The organism is Agrobacterium sp. CG160-95 (genome assembly GCF_053521725.1).
In genome coordinates this window covers 601345-623575 of sequence record NZ_JBNWDU010000001.1, presented here as the reverse complement: position 1 = coordinate 623575, position 22231 = coordinate 601345, and the positions used below count along the sequence as shown (strand labels likewise).

Here is a 22231-nt window from a genome sequence, read left to right as displayed (position 1 = left end):
TCATTTGTCGGCGTTACCTGAAGATTTAGGACAGATGTACCGCTTAGGGAAGGAGGCCCTTTGTCGCTGATGTCATTTTGTCTCCCCAAACACCCGGATGACGAGGCCGCCTTCGTTTTCTTTCGCGGCTGTCTTGATGCCGGCGATCTCGCTGCCGATGCGCTCGGGATTGGCGATGATCAAACCTTTTGGCAATGTGAGAACGCCGATGGAGCAACGCAGCAGGGCAAAATCCCGCTCATTGCCGCGACGGTCCAGCCCGACCATGCGACCAGCCTGACGGTCCTCTGGCGAATAGAGTTCGGCCACTTCACCGTGAAAATCGCTGAGCAGCCGCTCGAGGATTTCCGTCAGTTCCTCCACCGCCCAGTCACGCACGCCGACGAAGAAGTCGTCGCCGCCGATATGGCCGAGAAAGCAGTCGCCGGCGAAAAAGTAGCGACGCATCAGTGCGGAAAACAGGGTGATGGCGTGGTCACCGGCATTGAAGCCGTATTTATCGTTGAAGGGTTTGAAATTGTCGAAATCGCAATAGCAGAAGAAACGGGTCTCATCGCCATCGCCGCAGCTGTCGGCGATGAAGCCGCCGATGGCGCGGTTGCCCGGCAGCGCCGTCAGCGGGTTCTGGTCCTGCGCCATCTTGAGCTGTTTTTCATTGATGACCTTGATGAGTGATGCGGCTGAGACGATGCCGGCGTAACGCATGTTTTCGGTCAGGATGATGCAGGCGCTGCCGCCCATGCTGGCGAACATGTTCATCAGTTGATCGGCATCGGCGTCGAGACCCACGATCGGCGCAGGATCGACGAAGTGGGAAATGGTGCGCTCGTAGATCTTGTTCTTGAGGAGATCGCGCCCGAAAGGTCGGTAGATGTATTCCTTGAGGTGATATTCGTTGATGACGCCGCGCGGTTCGCCATTGGCGTTGAGCACCGGGAAAAACGCCTGCTGCGGGTTTCTGCGGAACAATTCGAAGACGCTGTCGACGCTGTCATGCTCATAGACGGTGGGAAGACGCTCTATTTCGCGACGGATGAGGATTTCGTCCAGCGACTGGCTGTTGCGCCGCGCCACGCCCACGCGGTTGAGGTGCGGAAAGCTCTCGGGAAGCTCGCTGGTGAAAACCGTCGGCCTGGCGATCAGCCAGCCCTGCACCAGATCGACGCCATATTCGCGGCAGGTGAGAAATTCCGCTTCGGTTTCGATGCCTTCCGCAATGACCCGGACGCCGAGAACATGAGCGATGTTGACGATGTTGCGCACGAGATGCTGCTTGCGCGGAAGATGATCGACACCGCTGATGAAATGCCGGTCGATCTTCAGGTAATCAAGCGGATAGTCGCATAAAAGCTTCATCTCGCCGTGACCAGCGCCGAAATCGTCGATCGCCAGCTTGAAACCTTCCTTGCGCATGCGGGCGATCAGCGCCTTGAACTCCGGCACGCTGGTATTGTCGAAACGTTCGGAAAGTTCAAAGCAGATGGAGGAGGCCGGAATGCCCGCCCGCGCCAGATGGCCAACGAGCTTGTCAAGAATGGCGTCCCCGTGCGGGATAAGCCTTACATCGAGATTGAGGAACAGGGTGGTGGTGGAAAAATCCGCCAGGGTGGAGAATTTAGCGAGCGCCCGGCTTGCCAGCATCTGCTCGAAGGCCTTCAGCTCGCCATCCTCGGCAGCCTGGTCGAGAAGCGCGAGCGGATTGGAAAACCCAAGCCGGTCATGCCCGCGCATCAGTGATTCATATCCGAAAATCGTGCCCGTCGTCGCCTCGACGATCGGCTGAAACGCGGTTTCAAGCACAAGCTTCGCCATGGGAAACATGTGCCCGGAGGCAAACCGCCTTATGACATCGTTCTCCAGCGTTACGGCCGGCATTTCTGTTCTCCGCTATTGCCAGTTCCCGTTGGTGGCATGACAAGTCAAATGCACACACGGGAACTTGTCTCTTTTCAGCAGACAATCGCAGATTACAGGTCAACAAAAGCTTTCACGACTGTGAAGCTTTAATGAAGGTTTTGTCACGGGCCCCTCAATAGCCAGGGGTATCCGGCAGGCCCTCAGGCCCGGCGCACATGGCCGGTGTGAGCGGCGTAAAGTTCCGCAACATTCAGGCGTTCGCGATCCGCCTCGACAGGTGCTGCAGCCTCTGTATCTGCGCCGGTTGCGGCAGCAGAGGCCGCCCATAGTCTCAGCGCGGCCCTTACGACCTCGCTGCCGGATGCGTAGGCGCCGCTATTCACGGCCTCGCGCATTCTTGCTGCCTGTTCCGGGGAAATCGATACTGTCACCATTGGCATGATATCACTCCCTTGTTCAACCGTTGCGAAGGCATCTCCGGTCCGTGTCGGGACCTGATGGGGATCGCGGTCTTGCGGGCGTTTTTTCAGTTTTCGTCTGGCGCCGCTTCCAGCGAAATTTGTATCACTCAGCATATTAGCACGAAACGTGTTCCATTCCCAATTTGCAGTATATCACGGTTTAGTTTTTCCCCTGTGAGCGGCTCCTCAGCATGGGAGCGGCTAGTCTTATCCGGCCTTGCCCGGTTTTCTTTGATCCATGGCAAATCAGCGACATGAAATGGCGCGTTTTTTATTGATTGATTGATCAATCAAGAATATTTTGCCCGCCATCAAGGAGACCCTTATGCCCAAGATCGGAATGGAGCCTTTGCGCCGCAAGGCGCTTGTGGATGCGGCGTTACGCACCATAGGCCACCATGGTTCGCTGAATGTGACAATGTCGGATATTGCCCGGGAAGCGGGCGTATCTCCGGCGCTTGCGCATCATTATTTCGGCAGCAAGCAGCAGCTTCTTCTGGAAACCATCCGCAGCCTGCTGCGGGATCTGAGGCGCGATGCGGTGGCGGCGCTGACCCGCGCCAATGGCCCGCGCGAACGGCTGAGCGCCATCGTTCACGTCTCTTTCCAGAGCGACCAGTTCACGCCCGAGACGGTGGCGGCATGGCTTGCCTTTTATGTGGAGGCGCAGCGCTCGGAAGAAACGCGCCGCCTGCTGGTGCTCTATTCCCGTCGCCTGCGCTCGAACCTCATGGCAAGCCTGAACCGGCTATGTCCACCCGATGACGCCGCGCGCATTGCGGAAGGGGCGGCAGCCCTTATCGACGGGCTGTATATCAGGCACAGCCTGCGTTCGGCCCCGCTTGGGCTCGCCTCAGCGCCGGCCCTTGTCGAAGACTATTTCGACTTGCAGCTCAAACCATATCCTGATGGACAGCGCCCGAAGCCGTCCGTCCGCATTCTCTAGGAGTATTCGACATGACTATCGCGACGTCTCTCAGGGCGCAGCCCAAAGCCTCGCATTTCATTGATGGCGACTATGTCGAAGACAATGCCGGCACGCTTTTCGAAAGCGTCTTTCCGGCCACCGGCGAAGTCATTGCAAAGCTGCATGCGGCAACGCCCGCGATTGTCGAGCGCGCCATTGCATCGGCCAAACGCGCCCAGAAGGAATGGGCGGCAATGAGCCCCATGGCGCGCGGGCGTATATTGAAACGCGCCGCCGATATCATGCGTGAACGCAACGAGGCGCTCTCCACGCTCGAAACGCTGGATACCGGCAAGCCGATCCAGGAAACCATCGTCGCCGATCCGACCTCGGGTGCCGATGCCTTCGAATTTTTCGGCGGTATCGCGCCTTCCGCGCTGAACGGCAACTACATCCCGCTCGGCGGCGATTTCGCCTATACCAAGCGCGTGCCGCTCGGCGTGTGTGTCGGCATCGGCGCATGGAACTATCCACAGCAGATCGCCTGCTGGAAGGCGGCCCCGGCGCTCGTTGCCGGCAACGCCATGGTCTTCAAGCCCTCGGAAAACACCCCGCTCGGCGCTCTGAAGATTGCCGAAATCCTGATCGAGGCAGGGCTGCCCAAGGGCCTGTTCAACGTCATTCAGGGTGATCGCGATACCGGCCCGCTTCTGGTCAACCACCCGGATGTCGCCAAGGTCTCGCTCACCGGCTCGGTGCCCACCGGCCGCAAGGTGGCGGCCGCCGCCGCCGGGCATCTGAAGCACGTGACGATGGAACTCGGTGGCAAATCGCCGCTGATCGTGTTTGACGATGCCGATATCGAAAGCGCTGTCGGCGGGGCGATGCTCGGCAATTTCTATTCTTCCGGTCAGGTCTGCTCCAACGGTACCCGCGTTTTCGTGCAGAAAAAGGCAAAGGACCGCTTCCTCGAAAACCTGAAGCGCCGCACCGAGGCGATGATCCTCGGCGACCCCCTGGATTACGCCACCCATCTCGGCCCGCTGGTCTCCAAAGCCCAGCAGGAAAAGGTGCTTGGCTATATCGAAAAGGGCAAGGCGGAGGGTGCGACGCTGGTAACCGGCGGCGGCATTCCCAACAATGTTGCAGGCGAGGGCGCCTATGTGCAGCCGACCGTGTTTGCCGATGTCACCGATGACATGACAATCGCGCGCGAGGAAATCTTCGGCCCGGTCATGTGCGTGCTGGATTTCGATGATGAGGATGAGGTTCTCGCCCGCGCCAACGCCACCGAATTCGGCCTTGCCGGCGGCGTCTTCACCGCCGATCTGGCCCGCGCTCATCGCGTGGTCGACCAGCTGGAGGCGGGCACGCTGTGGATCAACACCTACAATCTCTGCCCGGTGGAAATCCCATTCGGCGGCTCCAAGCAGTCTGGTTTCGGGCGCGAGAATTCGGCGGCGGCGCTGGAGCATTATAGCGAGCTGAAGACGGTTTATGTGAGCACGGGGAAGGTGGACGCGCCTTATTGAGATTTGGTGGGGGGGGGGGCCACCCTCAGCCCGTTAATCGGAACCAACGCTCATTGAAGAGAGAGCAAATCATGCACGCAGATTACGTCATCGTCGGTTCCGGTTCCGCAGGCTCCGCCATCGCCTATCGCCTGTCGGAAGACGGCCGTTATTCGGTGATTGTCATTGAGGCTGGCGGCTCGGATTTCGGGCCTTTCATCCAGATGCCGGCCGCACTCGCCTGGCCGATGAGTATGAAGCGCTACAATTGGGGCTATCTCTCCGAACCCGAACCGAACCTCGACAATCGCCGCATCACCGCCCCACGCGGCAAGGTCATCGGCGGTTCGTCCTCCATTAACGGCCTTGTTTACGTGCGCGGCCATGCCGAGGATTTCAACCGCTGGGAGGAATTGGGCGCGCATGGCTGGGCCTATGCGGATGTGCTGCCTTATTTCAAGCGCATGGAACACAGCCATGGCGGCGAAGAGGGGTGGCGCGGCACGGATGGGCCGCTGCATGTTCAGCGCGGGCCGGTCAGCAATCCGCTGTTCCACGCCTTCATTCAGGCTGGTGCGCAGGCAGGCTTCGAGCTGACAGACGACTATAACGGCTCCAAACAGGAAGGTTTCGGCCTGATGGAGCAGACCATCCATAATGGCCGCCGCTGGTCCGCCGCCAATGCCTATCTGAAGCCGGCGCTGAAGCGCGGTAATGTCACGCTGGTCAATGGCTTCGCCCGCAAGATCGTCATCGAGAACGGCCGTGCCGTCGGCGTCGAAATCGAGCGCAGGGGCGGGGTGAAAACCATCAGGGCCGATCGTGAGGTCATCGTCTCGGCATCGTCTTTCAATTCGCCGAAATTGCTGATGCTTTCGGGCATCGGGCCTGCCGCTCATCTGAAGGACATGGGCATAGAGGTTAAGGCGGATCGGCCGGGTGTCGGTGCAAACCTTCAGGACCATATGGAGTTTTATTTCCAGCAAGTCTCCACCAAGCCGGTGTCGCTTTACTCCTGGCTGCCCTGGTTCTGGCAGGGGGTCGCTGGTGCGCAATGGCTGCTGTCGAAAGGCGGGTTAGGGGCCTCCAACCAGTTCGAGGCCTGCGCCTTCCTGCGTTCAGCGCCTGGCCTGAAACAGCCTGACATCCAGTACCATTTCCTGCCCGTCGCCATCTCCTATGATGGCAAGGCTGCTGCGAAAAGCCATGGTTTTCAGGCACATGTCGGCTACAACCTGTCGAAGTCGCGCGGCAATGTCACGCTGCGTTCCGCCGATCCACATGACGACCCCGTCATCCGCTTCAACTATATGAGCCACCCGGAAGACTGGGAAAAATTCCGCCATTGCGTGCGCCTCACGCGCGAGATTTTCGGCCAGAAAGCCTTCGACGATTTTCGCGGGCCTGAAATCCAGCCGGGCGAAAAGGTGGAGACGGACGAACAGATCGACGCCTTCCTGCGCGAACATCTGGAAAGCGCCTATCACCCCTGCGGCACCTGCCGCATGGGCGACAGGAACGACCCCATGGCGGTCGTTGATCCCGAATGCCGGGTGATCGGCGTGGAGGGGCTGCGGGTCGCCGACAGCTCGATCTTCCCGCACGTGACCTATGGCAACCTGAACGGTCCCTCGATCATGACGGGCGAAAAGGCGGCGGACCACATCCTTGGCAAAACCCCGCTGCCGCGCTCCAATCAGGAGCCGTGGGTAAACCCGCGCGCGGCTGTCAGCGACCGGTGAGGATCAATGGTAATCGTCCTTGCGCTGGTGGCGAACGGCGGCAATGGTGACTGTTTCCGGGCCGTCGATGCGGAACAGCACGATATAGCCGGATGACCCGAACGGCACGAGGAGTTCACGTATCAGCCCGTTTTCAGAAGATGCCTTACGGCAACTGAAGGGAAAATCGCTAAGAATGTCTAATCCTGCTCTTATGGCGTGAATGGCCTTCTCGGCCACATCGATGTCGTATGCGATCAGAAAATCATAGATGCGATCGAAATCCGCCAGTGCTTCTTCGGTATAACGAAGCTGATATGTCATTTCCGTTTCGCGGCTTTCGCAGCATCGAGTTTTCTTTGCATCATCGAAAGAACATCGTCGGTGCTATAATAGACACCGGTTCGCTCCGCTTGTTCGAGCGACGCCAGCCCGCGCGCAATGAATTCCGCCTGCGATTTGCGGATTTCCACCTGCCTGCGGACCGAATCCTCGACAAATGACGATAGCGTCTCGCCGTCTTTCAGAACGCTTTCTGCCGCCTCGCGGAAATCCGCCGTTACACGCAGCGAAGGCAAAGTTGCGGTTTTCATCTTTTCTCTCCATGCGTTGCATTTGCGATGCGCAGCTTCTGCCATCTGTCGCAACGAGTCAAATGCAAAACTTGCAATCGCCGGCTGGCAGGCCGATAAAAGGGCATCCCGCCCGACAATAACTGAAATCACCGATCTGGATCCCCATGCCCGTCGACTACAAAAAGCTGAAGATGCTCCGCCGTTCCCGTGTTGTGTGGGGTTCATGGCGGGTGTGGAAGCCGAGGGCGGTTTTCTGGATCGGCGCGATTGCGGTGGGCCTTATCAGCGTCGGTTTTGCCTGGGCGGCGGATCGCGCCCAGCATCTTTTCTTCTCGGCAACATCTTCCGGCGAATGGGCGTTTCTGCTGCCGCTTGTCGTGACGCCGCTCGGTTTCACGCTGTGCGCCTGGCTGGCGCTGACGGTTTTTCCCAATGCAGGCGGCAGCGGCATTCCCCAGGCCATCGCCGCGCGGCACCTGCGTGACGACGCGGATCGTTCGCGGCTCCTGTCGCTGAAACTCGCTTTCGGCAAGGTCGCGCTGACGGTCGTCGGGCTTTTGTCCGGTGCGTCGATCGGGAGAGAGGGACCAACCGTGCAGGTCGGGGCCTCGATCATGCTTCAGGCGGCGCGCTGGGGCGGCATGGCACAGGCAAAAGGTCTTATTCTTGCCGGATCAGCGGCGGGTATTGCGGCAGCGTTCAACACACCGCTGGCCGGCATCGTGTTTGCCATCGAGGAAATGAGCAAGACCTACGAATCCCGGGCAAACGGCCTCGTCCTTACCGCCGTCATCCTGTCCGGCCTTGCCTCGCTGGCGCTGGTCGGCAGCTATACTTACTTTGGCACCAGTTCCGTCATGGCGAAAACCATGATGGACTGGCTGCTCGTGCTGGTCTGCGGCATTGGCGGCGGTGCGTTCGGCGCGCTGTTCAGCGCGGGGGCGCTGCGCCTGTCCGCGCGTATCCGGCGCTTCGCCCAGGCCATGCCGTCAAGGCGGATGCTGGCGGTTGCCGCCGCCTGCGGCCTTGCCTCCGCCGTCATCGGTATTGCAACTGATGGCGCGACCTTCGGAACGGGTTACGAACAGGCGCGCGCCGCAATCGAGGGCCAGGCCGCACCGGCATTCTTCTTCATCGAAAAGCTGGCGGCCACGTTTCTGGCGATGATGTCGGGCATTCCGGGCGGTATATTCGCGCCGTCGCTGTCCGTGGGCGCGGGCTTTGGCAGTACGATGTCGACTTTGCTGGGTACGAGCATCGGCCTTGGCGCCATTGTCGGCATGGCGGGATATTTCGCGGGCGTGGTGCAGGCCCCCATGACGGCTTTCGTGATCATCCTCGAAATGACCGGCAATCATGACGGCGTCATCCCCATCATGGTGGCATCGATGCTGGGATATCTAACCTCCCGACTGTTTTCCCGGGAGCCGCTCTATCACGGCCTGTCGCGTGTTTTTATTGCCCAGAGCATCCGCGCCAAACGCGCAGCACAGGCCGCTGAGACCTGACCCGACTTTACGCGCGGATACCCGCTACTCCGAAATAGCCAAGTCCCGGTATCTTCACACCGGGCCGGCTGAAATCGAAACCCGCGACGAGGCCGAGGAAATTGACCTCGAAGCCACTGCGTGCGCCGGCCGAAATACCGAACAACCCGCCAAGCGAGAGGCTCGCATCCTTCCAGTCGTCGGCGACGTGGTAAAACGCGCCGTTGGGCAGATAGTCGCGGCCCACCGCGTCTGATGGCAGAACCACACCGAGCTCCGGCACGCTGCGCAGCACATGGGCAACGAAAGTGTTGGAGTTGGGACCGGGATAGATACGATAGCCGCCCGGTTTGCCATAGGGATAGTCGGCAATCGCCTGTTCGATCTTCGGGATCAGTTTTTCCGCTGCCGCCCCATGAATGGCCACCACCTGACGCGGCGTGTTGGAATACCAATAGGCATCCGCCGGATAGCCATTGTGGCGTATCGGCATTCCCCAGCCCACCTTGTCGTAGCGATCGTAGGCCGTCGCGCCCGGCTTTTTCAGCACGATCCAGGCATGGCTGGCGACGGAGCCTTTAAAGCCACCGGTCATGGCGGAAAAAACGTAAACCGCCGCCTGCCGGTCGGCACCTGCTTGCGGCAGGGTGCCGGAAGAAGACCAGCGCGCGTCACGCCAGCCCTGCGGGTGATCCCTCATGGCCCACAACCCCGCCGATGCCAGAGCTGGCAGCAGATAGATGATGGCAATCGCCAGCAGCAGACGTTTTGCAAATTTCACTGATAGCCTCGTGCATCGAAAAATCAATTGCGCTATCAACGACATAAAATCAGAACTTTTTGAGGCCGCAAAAATGAACAATTCCGTTACCGTCGAAGTCCTCAGGGGCAGTCTGGTCGAAAGCCGCCACCAGGGTCTTGCAGTGGTGGTGGATGGCGATGGTGGCGTCGTGTTTTCAGCTGGTGATGTCGAGCGTGGCGTTTTCCCGCGTTCTGCCTGCAAGGCCATGCAGGCGCTGCCGCTGGTGGAAAGCGGCGCGGCGGATGCCTATGGCTTCGGCAATCGCGAACTGGCGCTTGCCTGCTCTTCTCATTCCGGCGAGGACGAACACGCGGCGCTCGCCGCCTCCATGCTCGCAAGGGCGGGCAGGGATGTGGATACGCTGGAATGCGGCGCGCACTGGTCTTCCGACCAGAAGACCATCATCCATCAGGCCCGCACGCTGGAAAAGCCGACGGCACTTCACAATAACTGCTCCGGCAAGCACTCCGGCTTCATCTGCGCCTGCTGTCACACAGGCACCGACCCCGAGGGCTATGTCGGTTACGACCACCCCCTGCAGCGGGAAATCCGCGCGACGATGGAAAGCCTGACGGGTGCGACGCTTGGCCACGACAATTGCGGCGTGGACGGCTGCTCGATCCCCACTTATGCCGTGCCGCTCAAGGGTCTGGCGCATGGTTTTGCCAAGATGGCGACGGGCAGGGGGCTGGAGGCCGGGCGCGCGCAAGCCTCCCGCCGGCTCTTTGACGCCTGCATGGCGGAACCCTTTTACGTGGCGGGCACTGGCCGCACCTGCACCAGGCTGATGCAGATCGCGCCGGGCAGGATTTTCGCCAAGACCGGCGCAGAAGGCGTGTTCGTGGCCGCACTGCCGGAAAAGGGCATCGCCATGGCGGTGAAATGCGAAGACGGCACGACGCGTGCGGCGGAAGCGATGATTGCCGCAATGCTGGCGAAATATTTCGATGGCGCCGAGAACGAGGCGCTGCTTGCCATGGCAAACCGGCAGATGCGCAACTGGAACGGCATCCACGTCGGCGATATCCGGGTTGTCGGCCTCTAGAGCATCTCCTGTAAAACTGCGCAGCGGCTTAAGACAAAAAATAAGGCGCGCGGTATGCCTTCGGTTAAACGCGACGCGCGTCAGAAATAACCTTTGACGCGGCCCGCTGCCGGCAGGATGATGGATTGCCCTTGCATGTGATGGTCTGCCAGATCGCCGCCGCAGGGGCTGGCGTCTGCACGCGAGGAGGTAGGCGCCCCTCATTGCCCTGGAGGTTGCATATCCATGTTCACACTGTTTTTCTCCCCCGGTTCCTGCTCCCGCGCCAGCCATATCGTGCTTGAGGAATCCGGCCTGCCTTACACGGCCCATCGCGTCAACTTCGCCGAGGGCGAGCAGCGCTCCGAGGCATTCCTGAAGATCAACCCGAAAGGCCGCGTGCCAGCGCTGGCAACGGCAAGCGGGGTGCTGACGGAAACGCCTGCCATCCTCGCCTTCATTGCGCAGATGGCTCCGGAGAAGAAACTCGCCCCACTCGACGATCCCTTCGAATTCGCCCTGATGCAAGCCTTCAACGCCTTCATTTCCTCCACGGTGCATGTCGCCCATGCGCATGGCCGGCGCGGCAGCCGCTGGGCGAGCGAGGATAGTTCCCTGGCGGATATGAAAGCGAAGGTGCCGCAGACCATGACCGATTGTTTCGAACTGATCGAGCACGGCATGCTGCACGGCCCATGGGTCTTGGGCACCGCCTATTCGGTCGCCGATCCCTATCTATTCGTCATGTCCGGCTGGCTGGAAAGCGACGGCGTGGATATCGCCCGCTTCCCGAAGGTGCATGATCACTTCAGACGCATGGACGAGCGCCCGGCCGTGCAGCGGGCGCTGGCGGGTGAGAAGGGGTGATGTGCTAAAAAGCTTGCTTCGTCATCCTCGTGCTTGTCCCGAGGATGACGTCGAGTGCGAAGAGAGGTCTGCCAACTATCCCCTAGCTAGTGCCTTCGTTCACGCCGCCTCGGCGGCCCGGCTGTCCCACATGGACTTGAATGCCGTGCGGGCCTGGCAGCGCTCCAGCCAGGCTTTCAGCGCCGGATGGGCGTCAATCAGCGGCTGGTGGCCCTGCGCGTAACGGACGATTTCCGCCACGTTGAGATCGGCGACGGTGAAACGGTCGCCTACCAGATAATCGTGGCTGGCAAGATGTTGCTCCAGCACCCGGAAGGGCCGCCTCAAGAGGCGCGCGGCGACATCGATCACCGCTTTGCCGGCATCGCTTTCCGAAAGCCCTTCGGCGATGGCGGAGGAAATCTTCAGCGAATTGGTCTCGATTTCGGTCGCGGCAAAGAACGACCATTGCAGCATCGCCGCATCTTCCTTCAGGTCGACCGGTGCGAGCGGTCCGCCATATTTGCGGACGAGATAAAGGTTGATGGCCATGGATTCATAAAGCACCATGCCGTCATCTTCGATGCAGGGGATGGTGCCCATCGGATTGATGGCCAGAAACGCGGGGGACAGCGTGTTGAGCGGCGCGTCTGCGGCCAGGGGATCGGCAACGCGGCGGGCCTGCACGACAGGCACGTGCTTGAATTCCATGCCCAGTTCCCCGGCAAGCCAGAGCGTGCGCGTGGCGCGGGAACGGTAGACACCATAGATCGTCAACATCGAAGTCACCCTTTTACCTTTTCGATGGCGGCACGTTAAGGTCTCGTCCTTTTAAAGTGAAGTTGTGGATGTCAGGGTCAACTATGATTTTTTCTGATCCGTCAGGAGGTCCGTATCCGGTGACAGCCGGGCCTCGAAACGGTCGATGAACCGATCGAAAAGCCGCGCGAATGTCTCGACATCCTCCTCCGGCCATCCATCCATCACGTCCTGGATGACGCTCATCTTTGTACGGCGCATTTCCTGAAGCAGACTGGTGCCAAGTGGTGTGATCTCGACGATGCTGCGGCGGGCATCTTCCTGCGAGACGCCGCGTTTCAACAGGCCGCGCCCGACCATATCCGCCACTACCCGGCTACCGCGCGAGGGGTCGATGCGCATGCCCTCGGCAATCGCACCAACGGTGACATCACCGTCCGCGCGGCGCAATATATCGAGAACGTCGATATGGGAGAGTTCCAGACCCGGAGCCACCTTGGCAAGCGCCATGCGCCCGATGATGCGCCGTCCGATCATGATGCGCATACGCGTCATCGTATTGCCGATGCGCTTGATGTCTTCGGGCAGATCCTCGTTCCAGTCTTCCTCAGTCGACACGCTCAGCCGTTCCTTTCAATCCCGATTTGCGATCACATTTAGCGCCAATATCATGGATGTCAAAAACTTGCCATTGACATATATATGCTAATAGCACACAAATTGTCGCAGCAAAATTGCCGAAACTCAACGAGATTTTTCATGGATATGTCCGTTGCCCCCGTGGCGCCGCTTGTGTCGGATCACCGGCGTAGGCTCATCGTTTTCCTGTTTCTGATGCTGGCCATGTTCATGGCTACCCTCGACAACCAGATCGTCTCGACAGCGCTGCCCACCATCGTCGGCGAGTTCGGCGCGCTGGAGCGTTTCGGCTGGATCGGTTCGGCCTATCTTCTGGCGACCAGTGCGGTCATGCCTGTTTATGGCAAGCTCGGAGACCTGTTCGGGCGAAAATACGTGATGATCGCGGCGGTGATCATCTTCACGCTCGGCTCGCTCGCCTGCGGGCTGGCCTGGTCAATGGATAGCCTGATCGCGGCCCGCGTGCTTCAGGGCCTTGGCGGCGGCGGCATCATGGTTTCGATCTTCTCCGTCAATGCCGATCTGTTCGAACCGCGTGAAAGAGCCCGTTACCAGAGCTATTCCAGCCTCACCATCATGGCGTCGGGCAGCGTCGGGCCCATTCTCGGCGGCACGATGAGCGATCTGTTCGGCTGGCGGTCGATCTTCCTCATCAACCTGCCACTCGGGCTTATCGTCATCACCGGCCTGATTTTCCTGCTGCCCTACCGCCGTCCCGCGCGTCAGCCGAAGATCGACTATCTCGGCGCCGTCCTGCTGGCAGCGACGATCGCAAGCGTCGTCTTCTGGGCCGACAGCAGCGAATTGTTCGGTTCGCTTATTGCAGGTCCCAGCCTCGGTATCATCGCTTTCGCCGTCATCGCCGCCTTCCTCTGGGTGCAGGTGGAACGTCGCGCGCCGGAGCCGGTGGTGCCGCTCAGGCTCTTTAAGGACAGCACCTTTCCGCTGTTGATGATCGTTTCATTGACCAGCGGCGGCATTGGCATCGGCATGGTCAATTATTACGCGCTGTTCCTGCAGACCACGACCGGGCTTTCCCCATCCCATGCCGGCCTGTTCTTCATCGCCGTCACCGGCGGCATCGTCATGGGTTCCCTGTCGGCCGGGCGGTTGATCTCGATCACCGGCGTCTACAAACCGTTTTCGGTGGCCGGGCTTACTATCAATGTCATCGCCATGCTGCTCTTCACGCAGATGCATGCGGGAACGCCGCTTTGGCTGATTGCGATTCTCATGCTGGCGCAGGGTTTCGCCGTCGGCCTCGGCCAGCAGGCACCCATTATCGGCGTGCAGAATTCCGCGCCGAAGGCCGATATCGGTGCCGCAAGCGGCGCGGTGACGCTCACCCGCATGGGCGGCGCAGCAATCGCCATCTCGGTCTATGGCGCGATCGTCACCTCCAGCCTCAAGGGCGTTGCCGTGACCATTCCGGGTGTCGGACGGATTGAGGAATTGACGCCGAAGATGCTCTCCGAACTGCCCGCGGCATCCCAGGCCGCCGTTGCCTCGCTCTATTCGGATGCCTTCACGCCGCTGTTCTTCGCAGCCGCCGCAACCGCCGCCATCGGCCTTGCCGCAGCACTGATGCTGAAACCTGTCCGGTTGCCAGCCGCAGCACAGGCGGCCAAGCCGGCGGAAAGTGCGGGGGAGTAGGGGGCGGCTGTCCTTATAAGGCGCGGTTAACTCGAGCTGTGCCTTCCTCCGGCAACTAGCTCTTCCCTCATCCCTGTGAGAAGCACAAGGATGAGGGATGGTTCCGGGCCTTTCCAATATGCCCGTGACCTCTGAGCGCGAAAACAAAACCGCACCCCTGGAAATTTAACGCCCGTTCCGCGTTATGCTCGCAGCACTTTAAATTCGCGCGGGCGGCCCTATCTCAATGAATATGAAGCCGGAACAGCTCCTGAACTCCACGCCCAAGGGTCTTTATTGCCCGCCGGGCGATTTTTATATCGACCCGGTGCGGCCGGTGGCGCGTGCATTGATAACCCACGGCCATTCCGATCACGCCCGCGCCGGCCACGGGGCGGTGCTGGCCACACGCCAGACGCTCGATATCATGCGCATCCGTTACGGCGAGGACTTCTGTGGCAGCGAGCAGGCGGTCGCATTCGGGGAGACGGTGGAGGTAAACGGCGTGACCGTCGGTTTCCACCCGGCGGGCCATGTGCTGGGTTCGGCGCAGATCTCCGTGGAAATGAATGGCATGCGCATCGTTGCCTCCGGCGATTACAAGCGCGGTATCGATCCCACCTGTACACCCTTCGAAACGGTGCCGTGTGATGTCTTCATCACCGAGGCCACCTTCGGCTTGCCGGTGTTTCACCACCCGCTGCCGCGGGTGGAAATCGGCAAGCTGCTCACCTCCATCAAGCAGTTTCCCGAGCGCACTCATCTGGTCGGCGCTTATTCACTCGGCAAAGCGCAGCGCGTTATCAGGCTCCTGCGCGACAATGGTTATGCCGATCCCATCTATATCCACGGCGCGCTGGCGCGGCTCTGCGATTATTACGTGTCGCAGGGCATCGATCTAGGTGATCTACGCCCCGCGACGCTTGAAAAAAGCGATCCCGCCATCTTCAAGGGCGCGATCGTCGTCGGCCCGCCCTCTGCATTTCAGGAGCGCTGGGCGCGTCGTTTCAACGAGCCGCTGATCGCATTCGCGTCCGGCTGGATGATGGTCCGACAGCGGGCGAAACAGGGCGGCGTGGAGCTGCCTTTGGTCATCTCCGACCACTGCGACTGGCCGGAACTGCTGGAAACCATCAAGGAAATTGGCCCGCAGGCCGTCTGGGTCACGCATGGTCGCGAGGAGGCGCTGGTGCGCTGGTGCGAATTGCAGGGCATTGCTGCCAAACCGCTGCATCTTGTCGGTTACGAAGACGAGGGGGATTGAGATGAAAGCCTTCGCCACCCTTCTCGACCGACTTGTCCTCACCCCATCGCGCAACGGCAAGCTGAAGCTTTTGACCGATTATTTCCGCGATACGCCTGACCCAGACCGGGGGTACGGGCTGGCGGCGATTGCCGGCACGCTGGACCTCAAAAGCGTCAAGCCCGCAATGCTGCGCGAGCTGGTGCTGGAGCGCATGGACGAGGTGCTGTTCCGCTATTCATACGATTATGTCGGCGACCTGGCCGAGACCATCTCGCTCGTCTGGGGCAATATCGGCGGTCTGGATGATTCCGAGGCGCAGGATCCCCGTCTTGGCGAAGTCGTGACGCTGATGAATTCGCTCGGCCGCACCGAAGTGCGCGGAGCGGTGCGCGATCTGCTCGACCGGCTCGATACCTCCTCGCGTTTCGCCTTCCTGAAACTCGCAACCGGCAGCCTTCGCATCGGCGTTTCGGCGCGGCTGGCGCGGCAGGCACTGGCGGATTTCGCGGATAAGGACATCATCGAAATCGAAACCCTCTGGCACGGTCTGACGCCGCCTTACACGACGCTTTTCGCCTGGCTGGAGGGCAAGTCCGAGCGACCGGTTCTGGCAACGCCCGCCATCTTTCACTCGGTAATGCTGGCCACCCCGGTTGCAGACGGCGATCTCGATGGTCTGGACCCTGCCGATTATGCGGCCGAGTGGAAATGGGACGGCATCCGTGTGCAGCTTTCCCGCGCAGGCGAGACGCGCAAACTCTACTCCCGCTCCGGCGACGATATTTCCGGCGCATTTCCCGACGTGCTCGATGCCATCGATTTCGAAGGCGTCATGGATGGTGAATTGCTGATTGGCGGCACGGCGCGCTCCAACAATCTCACGCGCACCTTTTCCGACCTTCAACAACGGCTGAATCGCAAGACGGTGACGGCCAAGATGCAGGATGACTATCCGGCCTTCATCCGCGCCTATGACCTGCTGTTCGATGGCGAGAGCGACATTCGCGCGCAGACGTATATAGAACGCCGTGGCCGCCTGTCGGATATCATCGAACATGCCCCGCATGACCGCTTCGACCTGTCTCCGCTCATCGGTTTTTCAACATGGGACGAGCTGAATACGCTTCGCGCCGCGCCGCCCGATCCGGTGATCGAAGGCGTGATGATCAAGCGCCGCGACAGCGCCTATCAGGCCGGCCGGGCCAAAGGACCGTGGTTCAAGTGGAAACGCGATCCCTACAATATCGATGCTGTCATGATGTATGCGCAGCGCGGCCATGGCAAACGCTCGAGTTATTATTCCGATTTCACCTTCGGCGTATGGGCGGAAGGGGAGGATGGTGAACAGCTGGTGCCGGTTGGCAAGGCCTATTTCGGTTTTACCGATGCGGAGCTGGAAGTGCTCGACAAGTTCGTGCGCGACAATACCGTCGAGCGTTTCGGGCCCGTGCGCGCGGTGCGCGCCACGCCGGATTTCGGTTTCGTGCTCGAGGTGGCTTTCGAGGGCATCAACCGTTCCAACCGCCACAAATCCGGCGTTGCCATGCGGTTTCCACGCATTGCGAGGCTTCGCGCCGACAAACTCCCGGCGGAGGCGGATCGCCTGGCGACGCTTGTGGCGATGATCGATGGCGTTGATGGGTAGGGGTCTCCGCTGTCTCCCTCATCCCTGTGCTTGTCACAGGGATCCAGCCAGCCCAAGTCCTTGGGCTGATGGGACTCTTCCCGCCGCGCCGATGCGCGTCGACTGGATTCCTGTAACAAGCCCAGGAGTAAGGGAATGTTTTGTCCAGAAAATGCCATGATGGCTGCGAATACATTGTTGTCATTCGCGAATCCGTGATTGGACAGCCTCTCGCCGCAGTGCTGAACTGCTTCTAATGTTTTGATCACTCAGGTGCGCATATGCCAGATAAACGCTTTCTCTCCTCAGCATTCGGACAGGAAGAAAGCGGCGCGACCTTAAGGAGCCTGACGCGGCGCAATCTGCTTGTGGGTGCCATGGGCCTGTCAGCAGCGGCACTTCTGCCCGCGGGTGCGAAAGCGGGAATTCCCACGCCCGAAGTGCTGCCGCTGGAAAAGCAGGATTACGGCGAGGCGCGCAAACGGTTCCATACCCATTTGCTGCGCAAAATGTCCGCTCCGGAAAAATCATCGCCGCTCGGCACACCGCCGGGCGCGGAACGGGTCACCTATCGTGGCGGGCCGGATGGTTCCATCGAGCTTGTGGCCTGGCTTTCCCATTATCAGCCCTCGACGGTACTCAAACCCGCGGTGCTTTTCCTGCACGGCGGCAACGCCACCGGTGACGGCCATTGGGCGATGATGAAGCCCTATTGGGAGGCGGGTTTCGTGGTGCTTTTGCCGTCCTTCCGGGGCGAAAACGGCCAGAACGGCAATTATTCCGGTTTCTACGACGAAACAGCGGATGCGCTGGCGGCGGCGGCCTATCTGGAAAGCCTGCCCGGTATCGACAGGAAACGCTTCTTCATCGCCGGGCATTCCAATGGCGGCACGCTGACGCTCTTGGCCGCCATGAGCCGCAAATTCCGTGCCGCCGCGCCGATTTCTGCGGGCGTCAATTCATGGCGTTACTTCAACCGCTATTCGGACGAACTCTGTTTCGACGAAACCGACGAGCGGGAATTCATCATGCGCTCTTCGGTCTGTTTCGGTCCCAGCCTCAAATGCCCGGCGCTGTTGCTGCGCGGCACGGAGGAGCGCCCGTTCGACGCCGATCACCAGCTTTTCGTCGACCGCGCCGTGTATTCGGGATTCAAGGTCGACAAAAAACTGCTGCCCGGCACACACAATGGCGTGGTGCCGGGCGCCGTGACGGAAAGCATCCGCTTTTTCAACGAATTTGCATAAAAAAGGGCCGAAAACCGCTTTGCAGCTTTCGGCCCTCTCGTAAAGTCAGGCGCTCTTCTTGAAGTAGCCGAGCAGCCGCATGGCATTGGCGGTGACGAGAACCGTAGCGCCGGTGTCGGCGAAGACAGCGAGCCACAGGCCGGAGAGGCCGGTAACCGTTGTTACCAGGAATACCGCCTTCAGGCCGAGCGCGATCGTTACGTTCTGGTGGATATTGCGCATGGTGGCGCGCGATAGGCCGATCAGGCGGGCAGCATCGCCGACATTGTTGCGCATCAGCGCTGCATCCGCCGCTTCCATCGCCACATCCGTGCCCGAGCCGATGGCGACACCGACGCTTGCAGCCGCGAGGGCGGGCGCATCGTTGATGCCGTCGCCCACCATCACCACGGTTTTCTTCTGGGCAAGCTTGCGGATTTCCTCGACCTTGTTTTGCGGCAGGAGCTCGCCGCGCGCTTCAAGTCCCAGCTTGTTGCCGATTGCCTTTGCCGTGCGGGCATTGTCGCCAGACAGCATAAGCGAGGAAATACCCATCTCCTTCAATGCCTTGATGCCTTCTGCCGCATCCTTGCGCGGTTCGTCGCGCATGGCGAAGAGACCGCTTGCCGCACCCTCGGCCATGACGACAGCCACGGTCTTGCCTTCGCTTTCCAGTGCGGAAATGCGCTCTGCAAGTTCCGTCGATACGGTCCCGACTTCGGTTGCAAAACGCGGCGCGCCGATGAACAGGCGCTTGCCGCCGACGGTGCCCTGCATGCCACGACCGGAAATCGCCTTGATCTCCGAGCCGGGCAGGGGAGTTACGCCTGCCTTGTTGGCATGGTTGACGATGGCTCTGGCAAGCGGATGGCTGGACTCGTTCTCGATGGTTGCGGCTTGCGCGATCAGCCCGGCATCGTTGCCGTCAAGAGCCACCACATCCGTCACGACAGGTTCGCCGAGCGTCAGCGTGCCGGTCTTGTCGAAGGCCACGGTTTCGGTGCCTGCCAGCATCTCGATAACCGCACCGCCCTTCACCAGCATACCGTGCCGTGCCGCAGCCGAAAGGCTGGAGGCGATGGCAGCCGGAACGGAAATGACGAGTGCGCAGGGGCAACCGATCAGAAGCAGGGCGAGACCGCGATAAATCCAGGTGTCCCAATCGCCAAGGCCCACAAGCGGCGGCACGACGATGGTAAGTGCGGAAATCGCGACGATCAGCGGCATGTAATAACGCGAGAAGTTCTGGATAAAGCGCTCGGTCGGGGCGCGGGCGTCCTGTGCTTCTTCAACGAGCGTGATGATGCGGGCAATGGTGTTGTCTTCCGGCGCCCGGTCGACCCGAATGCGCAGCGAACCGTCATGGTTGATCGAACCCGCAAAGACGCGTGCGCCTTTTTCCTTGGCGACCGGAATGCTCTCGCCGGTCATCGGCGATTCGTCGACGCTGGATTCGCCTTCCATCACCACGCCATCGGCGGCAATGCGGTCGCCCGGACGCGCCACGACCACCTGGCCGATGCGAACCTTATCGGCGGCCACCTGCCGAAGCGTACCGTTTTCTTCCACCAGTGCCGTTTTTGGCAGCAGGGAACCGAGAGCCTTGATGCCCGAGCGGGCACGTGCGGCGGCAAAGCCTTCCAGCAACTCGCCAACGGAGAACAGCAGCACGACGATCGCCGCTTCTTCCGCCTCGCCAATGATGATGGCGCCGATGGCGGCAATCGTCATCAGCATCTCGATGGTGAAGATTGCCCCGAAACGCGCGGCGTTGAAGGCGTTGCGCGCAATGGGAAACAGCGTGACCAGCGTTGCGACGATGAAGGCGTAACTGCCCCATGCCGGGAAGCCAAGCTCCGCAGCATAGGCAACGGCCACGAGAATGGTGCCGGTGAAGGTGTTGCGCGCCTTGGCCGTGCGCCACCACACGCCTTTTTCATCCGCGCCATGGGCGTGGCCTATGTCGGCGCTCTGCGCGACGGTTTCAACGCTCCCGTGGCTATGCGCGTGCTTCGCATCGTCATGATGGTGGCCGCCGCAGCTTGAATGGTCGTGGTCGGCGTGGTCATGGCTCGAATGGTCGTGGCCTGAATGATCATGTTTGTGATCGTGATCATGGCCGTGATGACCGCCGCATGATCCATGGTCATGGTCGTGCGCATGATCATGATTATGTTCTTCGACCTTGCCGAGTGCGGTTTTTTCCTGCGGCAGCAAGGCAGGCTTGAAGCCGAGCTTGCGCAGCGTGTCCTCGATCTTGTCGACCGGGGTTTTGTTGTTTGCCAGAGAAAGGTTCAGCCTTTCGCGCGCAACGGATACCTTGACGTCGGCAACACCGGGCAGACGCGAGAGCGCCGTTTCGATCTTGGCCGCGCAGCTGCCGCAATCCATGCCGCCGACAGAGAAGGTCAGGGCATTTTTCTGCTCGATGCTCGGTGCTGCTTCCGCATGGTGATGACCACCGCACGATGAATGGTCATGATCATGCCCATGATCGTGATGTTCCGCCGCAATCTTTTCGCGCGGAGCCTTGTCCTGCGGCAGCAAAGCGGGCTCGAAGCCAAGTTTGCGCAGCGTATCCTCGATTTTTGCGACCGACGTTTTGTCTTCCGCCAGCGAAAGGTTCAGCCTTTCGCGCGCAACGGAGACCTTGACGTCGGCAACGCCGGGCAGGCGGGAGAGCGCCGTTTCGATCTTCGCCGCACAGCTGCCGCAATCCATGCCGCCGACCGTGAAGGTCAGGTCTCCTGATTCCCCGTTCAAACTGCCGCGTGTCGAAATATTCATGGTTCTAGCTCCTGAATTCCACTCGACAGCCAATCTGGCACCTCTAGCAACTAGAGGTTCAAGGGCAAAAATGCGCTTTTCCGATTTTTTTTGAAAGGCACACACCAGCCTCGCGCCAGCCGCGCAATGCATCATGCCTTCAAACTTGGTTTCATGAAGCGGTTCAGATGACAGCACTCCTATTGAAAAACTGCCGCCGGGCGGCCTCGCTGGCGGTTATTGCGCTGCTGCCTTTCCTGAGCGGCTGCCTTTTCGTGACGGATACGAGCCGGATGAACCCGGACGTCTTCGTTCAGGAAACGGCGCCGGTGTTCAATTTCAATTCCGTAAGCTCCAATCGCCAGCCGGAACTGCCACCACAGCCGGGTCAGCTTTCCACGCGCCCGCCGGATCTGTTCAGAACCCGCTTCCATCAGGAATACGGTCCGCCGGTGCGCGGGCAGGGCCTGAGCGCGCCACAGGTGCAGGGATTGAATGTGCCGCAGGCGCAAGGTCAGGCGATGGCCTATGGCCTTCCGGTCTCCAATCCGCTGCACCGGGTCATGTATGGCCCGATCCGCGATGACGACCGGTCCCTGCCGGCCATTCCCTATGGTCGCATCGATCCGCGTTATCTCCGCCAGGAGGTAAGCTACCAGACGGCGGAAGCGCCGGGTACAATCGTCGTGGATACGAAGCAGCATTTTCTCTATCTGGTGCAGCCGGGCGGCAAGGCTATCCGGTATGGCGTTGGCCTCGGGCGCGACGGTTACGCCTGGTCGGGTCGCGGCAAGATCCAGTGGAAGGCGAAATGGCCGCGCTGGACGCCGCCCGACGAAATGGTCAGGCGCCAGCCGGAACTCACCTCCATTTCCGCCGCCAATGGCGGCATGACGCCGGGTCTCAACAACCCGCTCGGCGCGCGTGCCCTTTATATTTTCAAGGACAGCAAGGACACGCTTTACCGCGTGCACGGAACGCCCGACTGGCAGTCCGTCGGCAAGGCAACTTCGTCCGGCTGCGTGCGCATGCTCAATCAGGATGTGATCGACCTCTACGAGCGCGTACCGAAGGGCGCACAGATTGTGGTTATCTGACCACTTTCTAAAAGAAAGCGCTGCATCGTGGGGTTCCCCCAGCGCCTTCTG

Annotated in this window: 19 protein-coding genes; 11 read left to right on the top strand and 8 right to left on the bottom strand. The window is 60.5% G+C overall.

All coding sequences use genetic code 11. The features are described from left to right. Positions 1–72 precede the first annotated feature (72 nt). Complete coding sequence (locus ACQZ63_RS03170; RefSeq protein WP_013635646.1) at positions 73–1875, bottom strand: GGDEF domain-containing protein; 1803 nt, start codon at positions 1873–1875, stop codon at positions 73–75. 182 nt (positions 1876–2057) lie between these two features. Next, positions 2058–2297 carry a ribbon-helix-helix domain-containing protein gene (locus tag ACQZ63_RS03165; RefSeq protein ID WP_025592709.1) on the bottom strand — a complete coding sequence of 80 codons (240 nt, stop codon included), beginning with the start codon at positions 2295–2297 and terminating at the stop codon, positions 2058–2060. Between the two features lie 346 nt (positions 2298–2643). On the opposite strand from ACQZ63_RS03165, the gene betI reads away from it, so the two are divergent. The 3 genes from betI to betA all read left to right on the top strand — a co-directional run bounded on the left by betI (position 2644) and on the right by betA (position 6478). After that, a complete protein-coding gene (betI, locus tag ACQZ63_RS03160; RefSeq protein ID WP_003511878.1) occupies positions 2644–3264 on the top strand; it encodes a transcriptional regulator BetI in 621 nt (206 codons plus the stop codon). An 11-nt stretch (positions 3265–3275) separates the two neighbouring features. Continuing rightward, complete coding sequence (gene betB, locus ACQZ63_RS03155) at positions 3276–4757, top strand: betaine-aldehyde dehydrogenase (RefSeq protein WP_113555945.1); 1482 nt, start codon at positions 3276–3278, stop codon at positions 4755–4757. A gap of 71 nt (positions 4758–4828) precedes the next feature. After that, a complete protein-coding gene (betA, locus tag ACQZ63_RS03150) occupies positions 4829–6478 on the top strand; it encodes a choline dehydrogenase (RefSeq protein WP_113555944.1) in 1650 nt (549 codons plus the stop codon). 3 nt (positions 6479–6481) lie between these two features. Here the strand turns inward: betA and ACQZ63_RS03145 are convergent, their stop codons facing one another. Beyond that, positions 6482–6781: a type II toxin-antitoxin system RelE/ParE family toxin gene (locus ACQZ63_RS03145; RefSeq protein ID WP_113555943.1), complete on the bottom strand. Its 300-nt coding sequence runs from the start codon at positions 6779–6781 to the stop codon at positions 6482–6484. After that, positions 6778–7050, bottom strand: coding sequence for a YlcI/YnfO family protein (locus ACQZ63_RS03140; protein ID WP_003511882.1), 273 nt, complete (start codon positions 7048–7050; stop codon positions 6778–6780). Before ACQZ63_RS03140 ends, ACQZ63_RS03145 begins: the two co-directional genes overlap by 4 nt. Positions 7051–7196: 146 nt before the next feature. Between ACQZ63_RS03140 and ACQZ63_RS03135 the strand changes: the two genes are divergently transcribed. Next, entirely contained in the window at positions 7197–8540 is a 1344-nt protein-coding gene (locus tag ACQZ63_RS03135; RefSeq protein WP_162763633.1) for a chloride channel protein, read from the top strand. A gap of 7 nt (positions 8541–8547) precedes the next feature. Here ACQZ63_RS03135 and ACQZ63_RS03130 read toward each other — a convergent pair whose 3' ends face one another. Beyond that, a complete protein-coding gene (locus ACQZ63_RS03130) occupies positions 8548–9300 on the bottom strand; it encodes a DUF3750 domain-containing protein (protein ID WP_003511884.1) in 753 nt (250 codons plus the stop codon). Between the two features lie 73 nt (positions 9301–9373). On the opposite strand from ACQZ63_RS03130, the gene ACQZ63_RS03125 reads away from it, so the two are divergent. Beyond that, positions 9374–10366, top strand: coding sequence for an asparaginase (locus tag ACQZ63_RS03125; RefSeq protein WP_111789401.1), 993 nt, complete (start codon positions 9374–9376; stop codon positions 10364–10366). A 225-nt stretch (positions 10367–10591) separates the two neighbouring features. Continuing rightward, positions 10592–11212, top strand: coding sequence for a glutathione S-transferase family protein (locus ACQZ63_RS03120; protein WP_111789400.1), 621 nt, complete (start codon positions 10592–10594; stop codon positions 11210–11212). Between the two features lie 99 nt (positions 11213–11311). Here the strand turns inward: ACQZ63_RS03120 and ACQZ63_RS03115 are convergent, their stop codons facing one another. Both ACQZ63_RS03115 and ACQZ63_RS03110 read right to left on the bottom strand, forming a co-directional pair. Next, positions 11312–11971, bottom strand: coding sequence for a glutathione S-transferase family protein (locus tag ACQZ63_RS03115; protein ID WP_113555942.1), 660 nt, complete (start codon positions 11969–11971; stop codon positions 11312–11314). 81 nt (positions 11972–12052) lie between these two features. Further along, a complete protein-coding gene (locus tag ACQZ63_RS03110) occupies positions 12053–12568 on the bottom strand; it encodes a MarR family winged helix-turn-helix transcriptional regulator (protein WP_003511890.1) in 516 nt (171 codons plus the stop codon). Between the two features lie 141 nt (positions 12569–12709). Here ACQZ63_RS03110 and ACQZ63_RS03105 point away from each other — a divergent pair, with 141 nt between their 5' ends. The 4 genes from ACQZ63_RS03105 to ACQZ63_RS03090 all read left to right on the top strand — a co-directional run bounded on the left by ACQZ63_RS03105 (position 12710) and on the right by ACQZ63_RS03090 (position 18338). Then, positions 12710–14242, top strand: coding sequence for an MDR family MFS transporter (locus ACQZ63_RS03105; RefSeq protein WP_019564151.1), 1533 nt, complete (start codon positions 12710–12712; stop codon positions 14240–14242). 226 nt (positions 14243–14468) lie between these two features. Further along, positions 14469–15485, top strand: coding sequence for a ligase-associated DNA damage response exonuclease (locus ACQZ63_RS03100; RefSeq protein ID WP_038490174.1), 1017 nt, complete (start codon positions 14469–14471; stop codon positions 15483–15485). Position 15486: 1 nt separating this feature from the next. After that, complete coding sequence (locus ACQZ63_RS03095) at positions 15487–17112, top strand: cisplatin damage response ATP-dependent DNA ligase (RefSeq protein ID WP_113555941.1); 1626 nt, start codon at positions 15487–15489, stop codon at positions 17110–17112. A 260-nt stretch (positions 17113–17372) separates the two neighbouring features. Further along, on the top strand, positions 17373–18338 hold the full coding sequence (locus ACQZ63_RS03090) for an alpha/beta hydrolase family protein (RefSeq protein WP_113555940.1): 966 nt from the start codon (positions 17373–17375) through the stop codon (positions 18336–18338). A gap of 45 nt (positions 18339–18383) precedes the next feature. On the opposite strand, the gene ACQZ63_RS03085 is transcribed toward ACQZ63_RS03090, so the two are convergent. After that, on the bottom strand, positions 18384–21104 hold the full coding sequence (locus tag ACQZ63_RS03085) for a heavy metal translocating P-type ATPase (protein WP_448799082.1): 2721 nt from the start codon (positions 21102–21104) through the stop codon (positions 18384–18386). 167 nt (positions 21105–21271) lie between these two features. Here ACQZ63_RS03085 and ACQZ63_RS03080 point away from each other — a divergent pair, with 167 nt between their 5' ends. Then, a complete protein-coding gene (locus tag ACQZ63_RS03080; protein ID WP_113555938.1) occupies positions 21272–22180 on the top strand; it encodes a L,D-transpeptidase in 909 nt (302 codons plus the stop codon). The last annotated feature ends 51 nt before the right edge of the window (positions 22181–22231 follow it).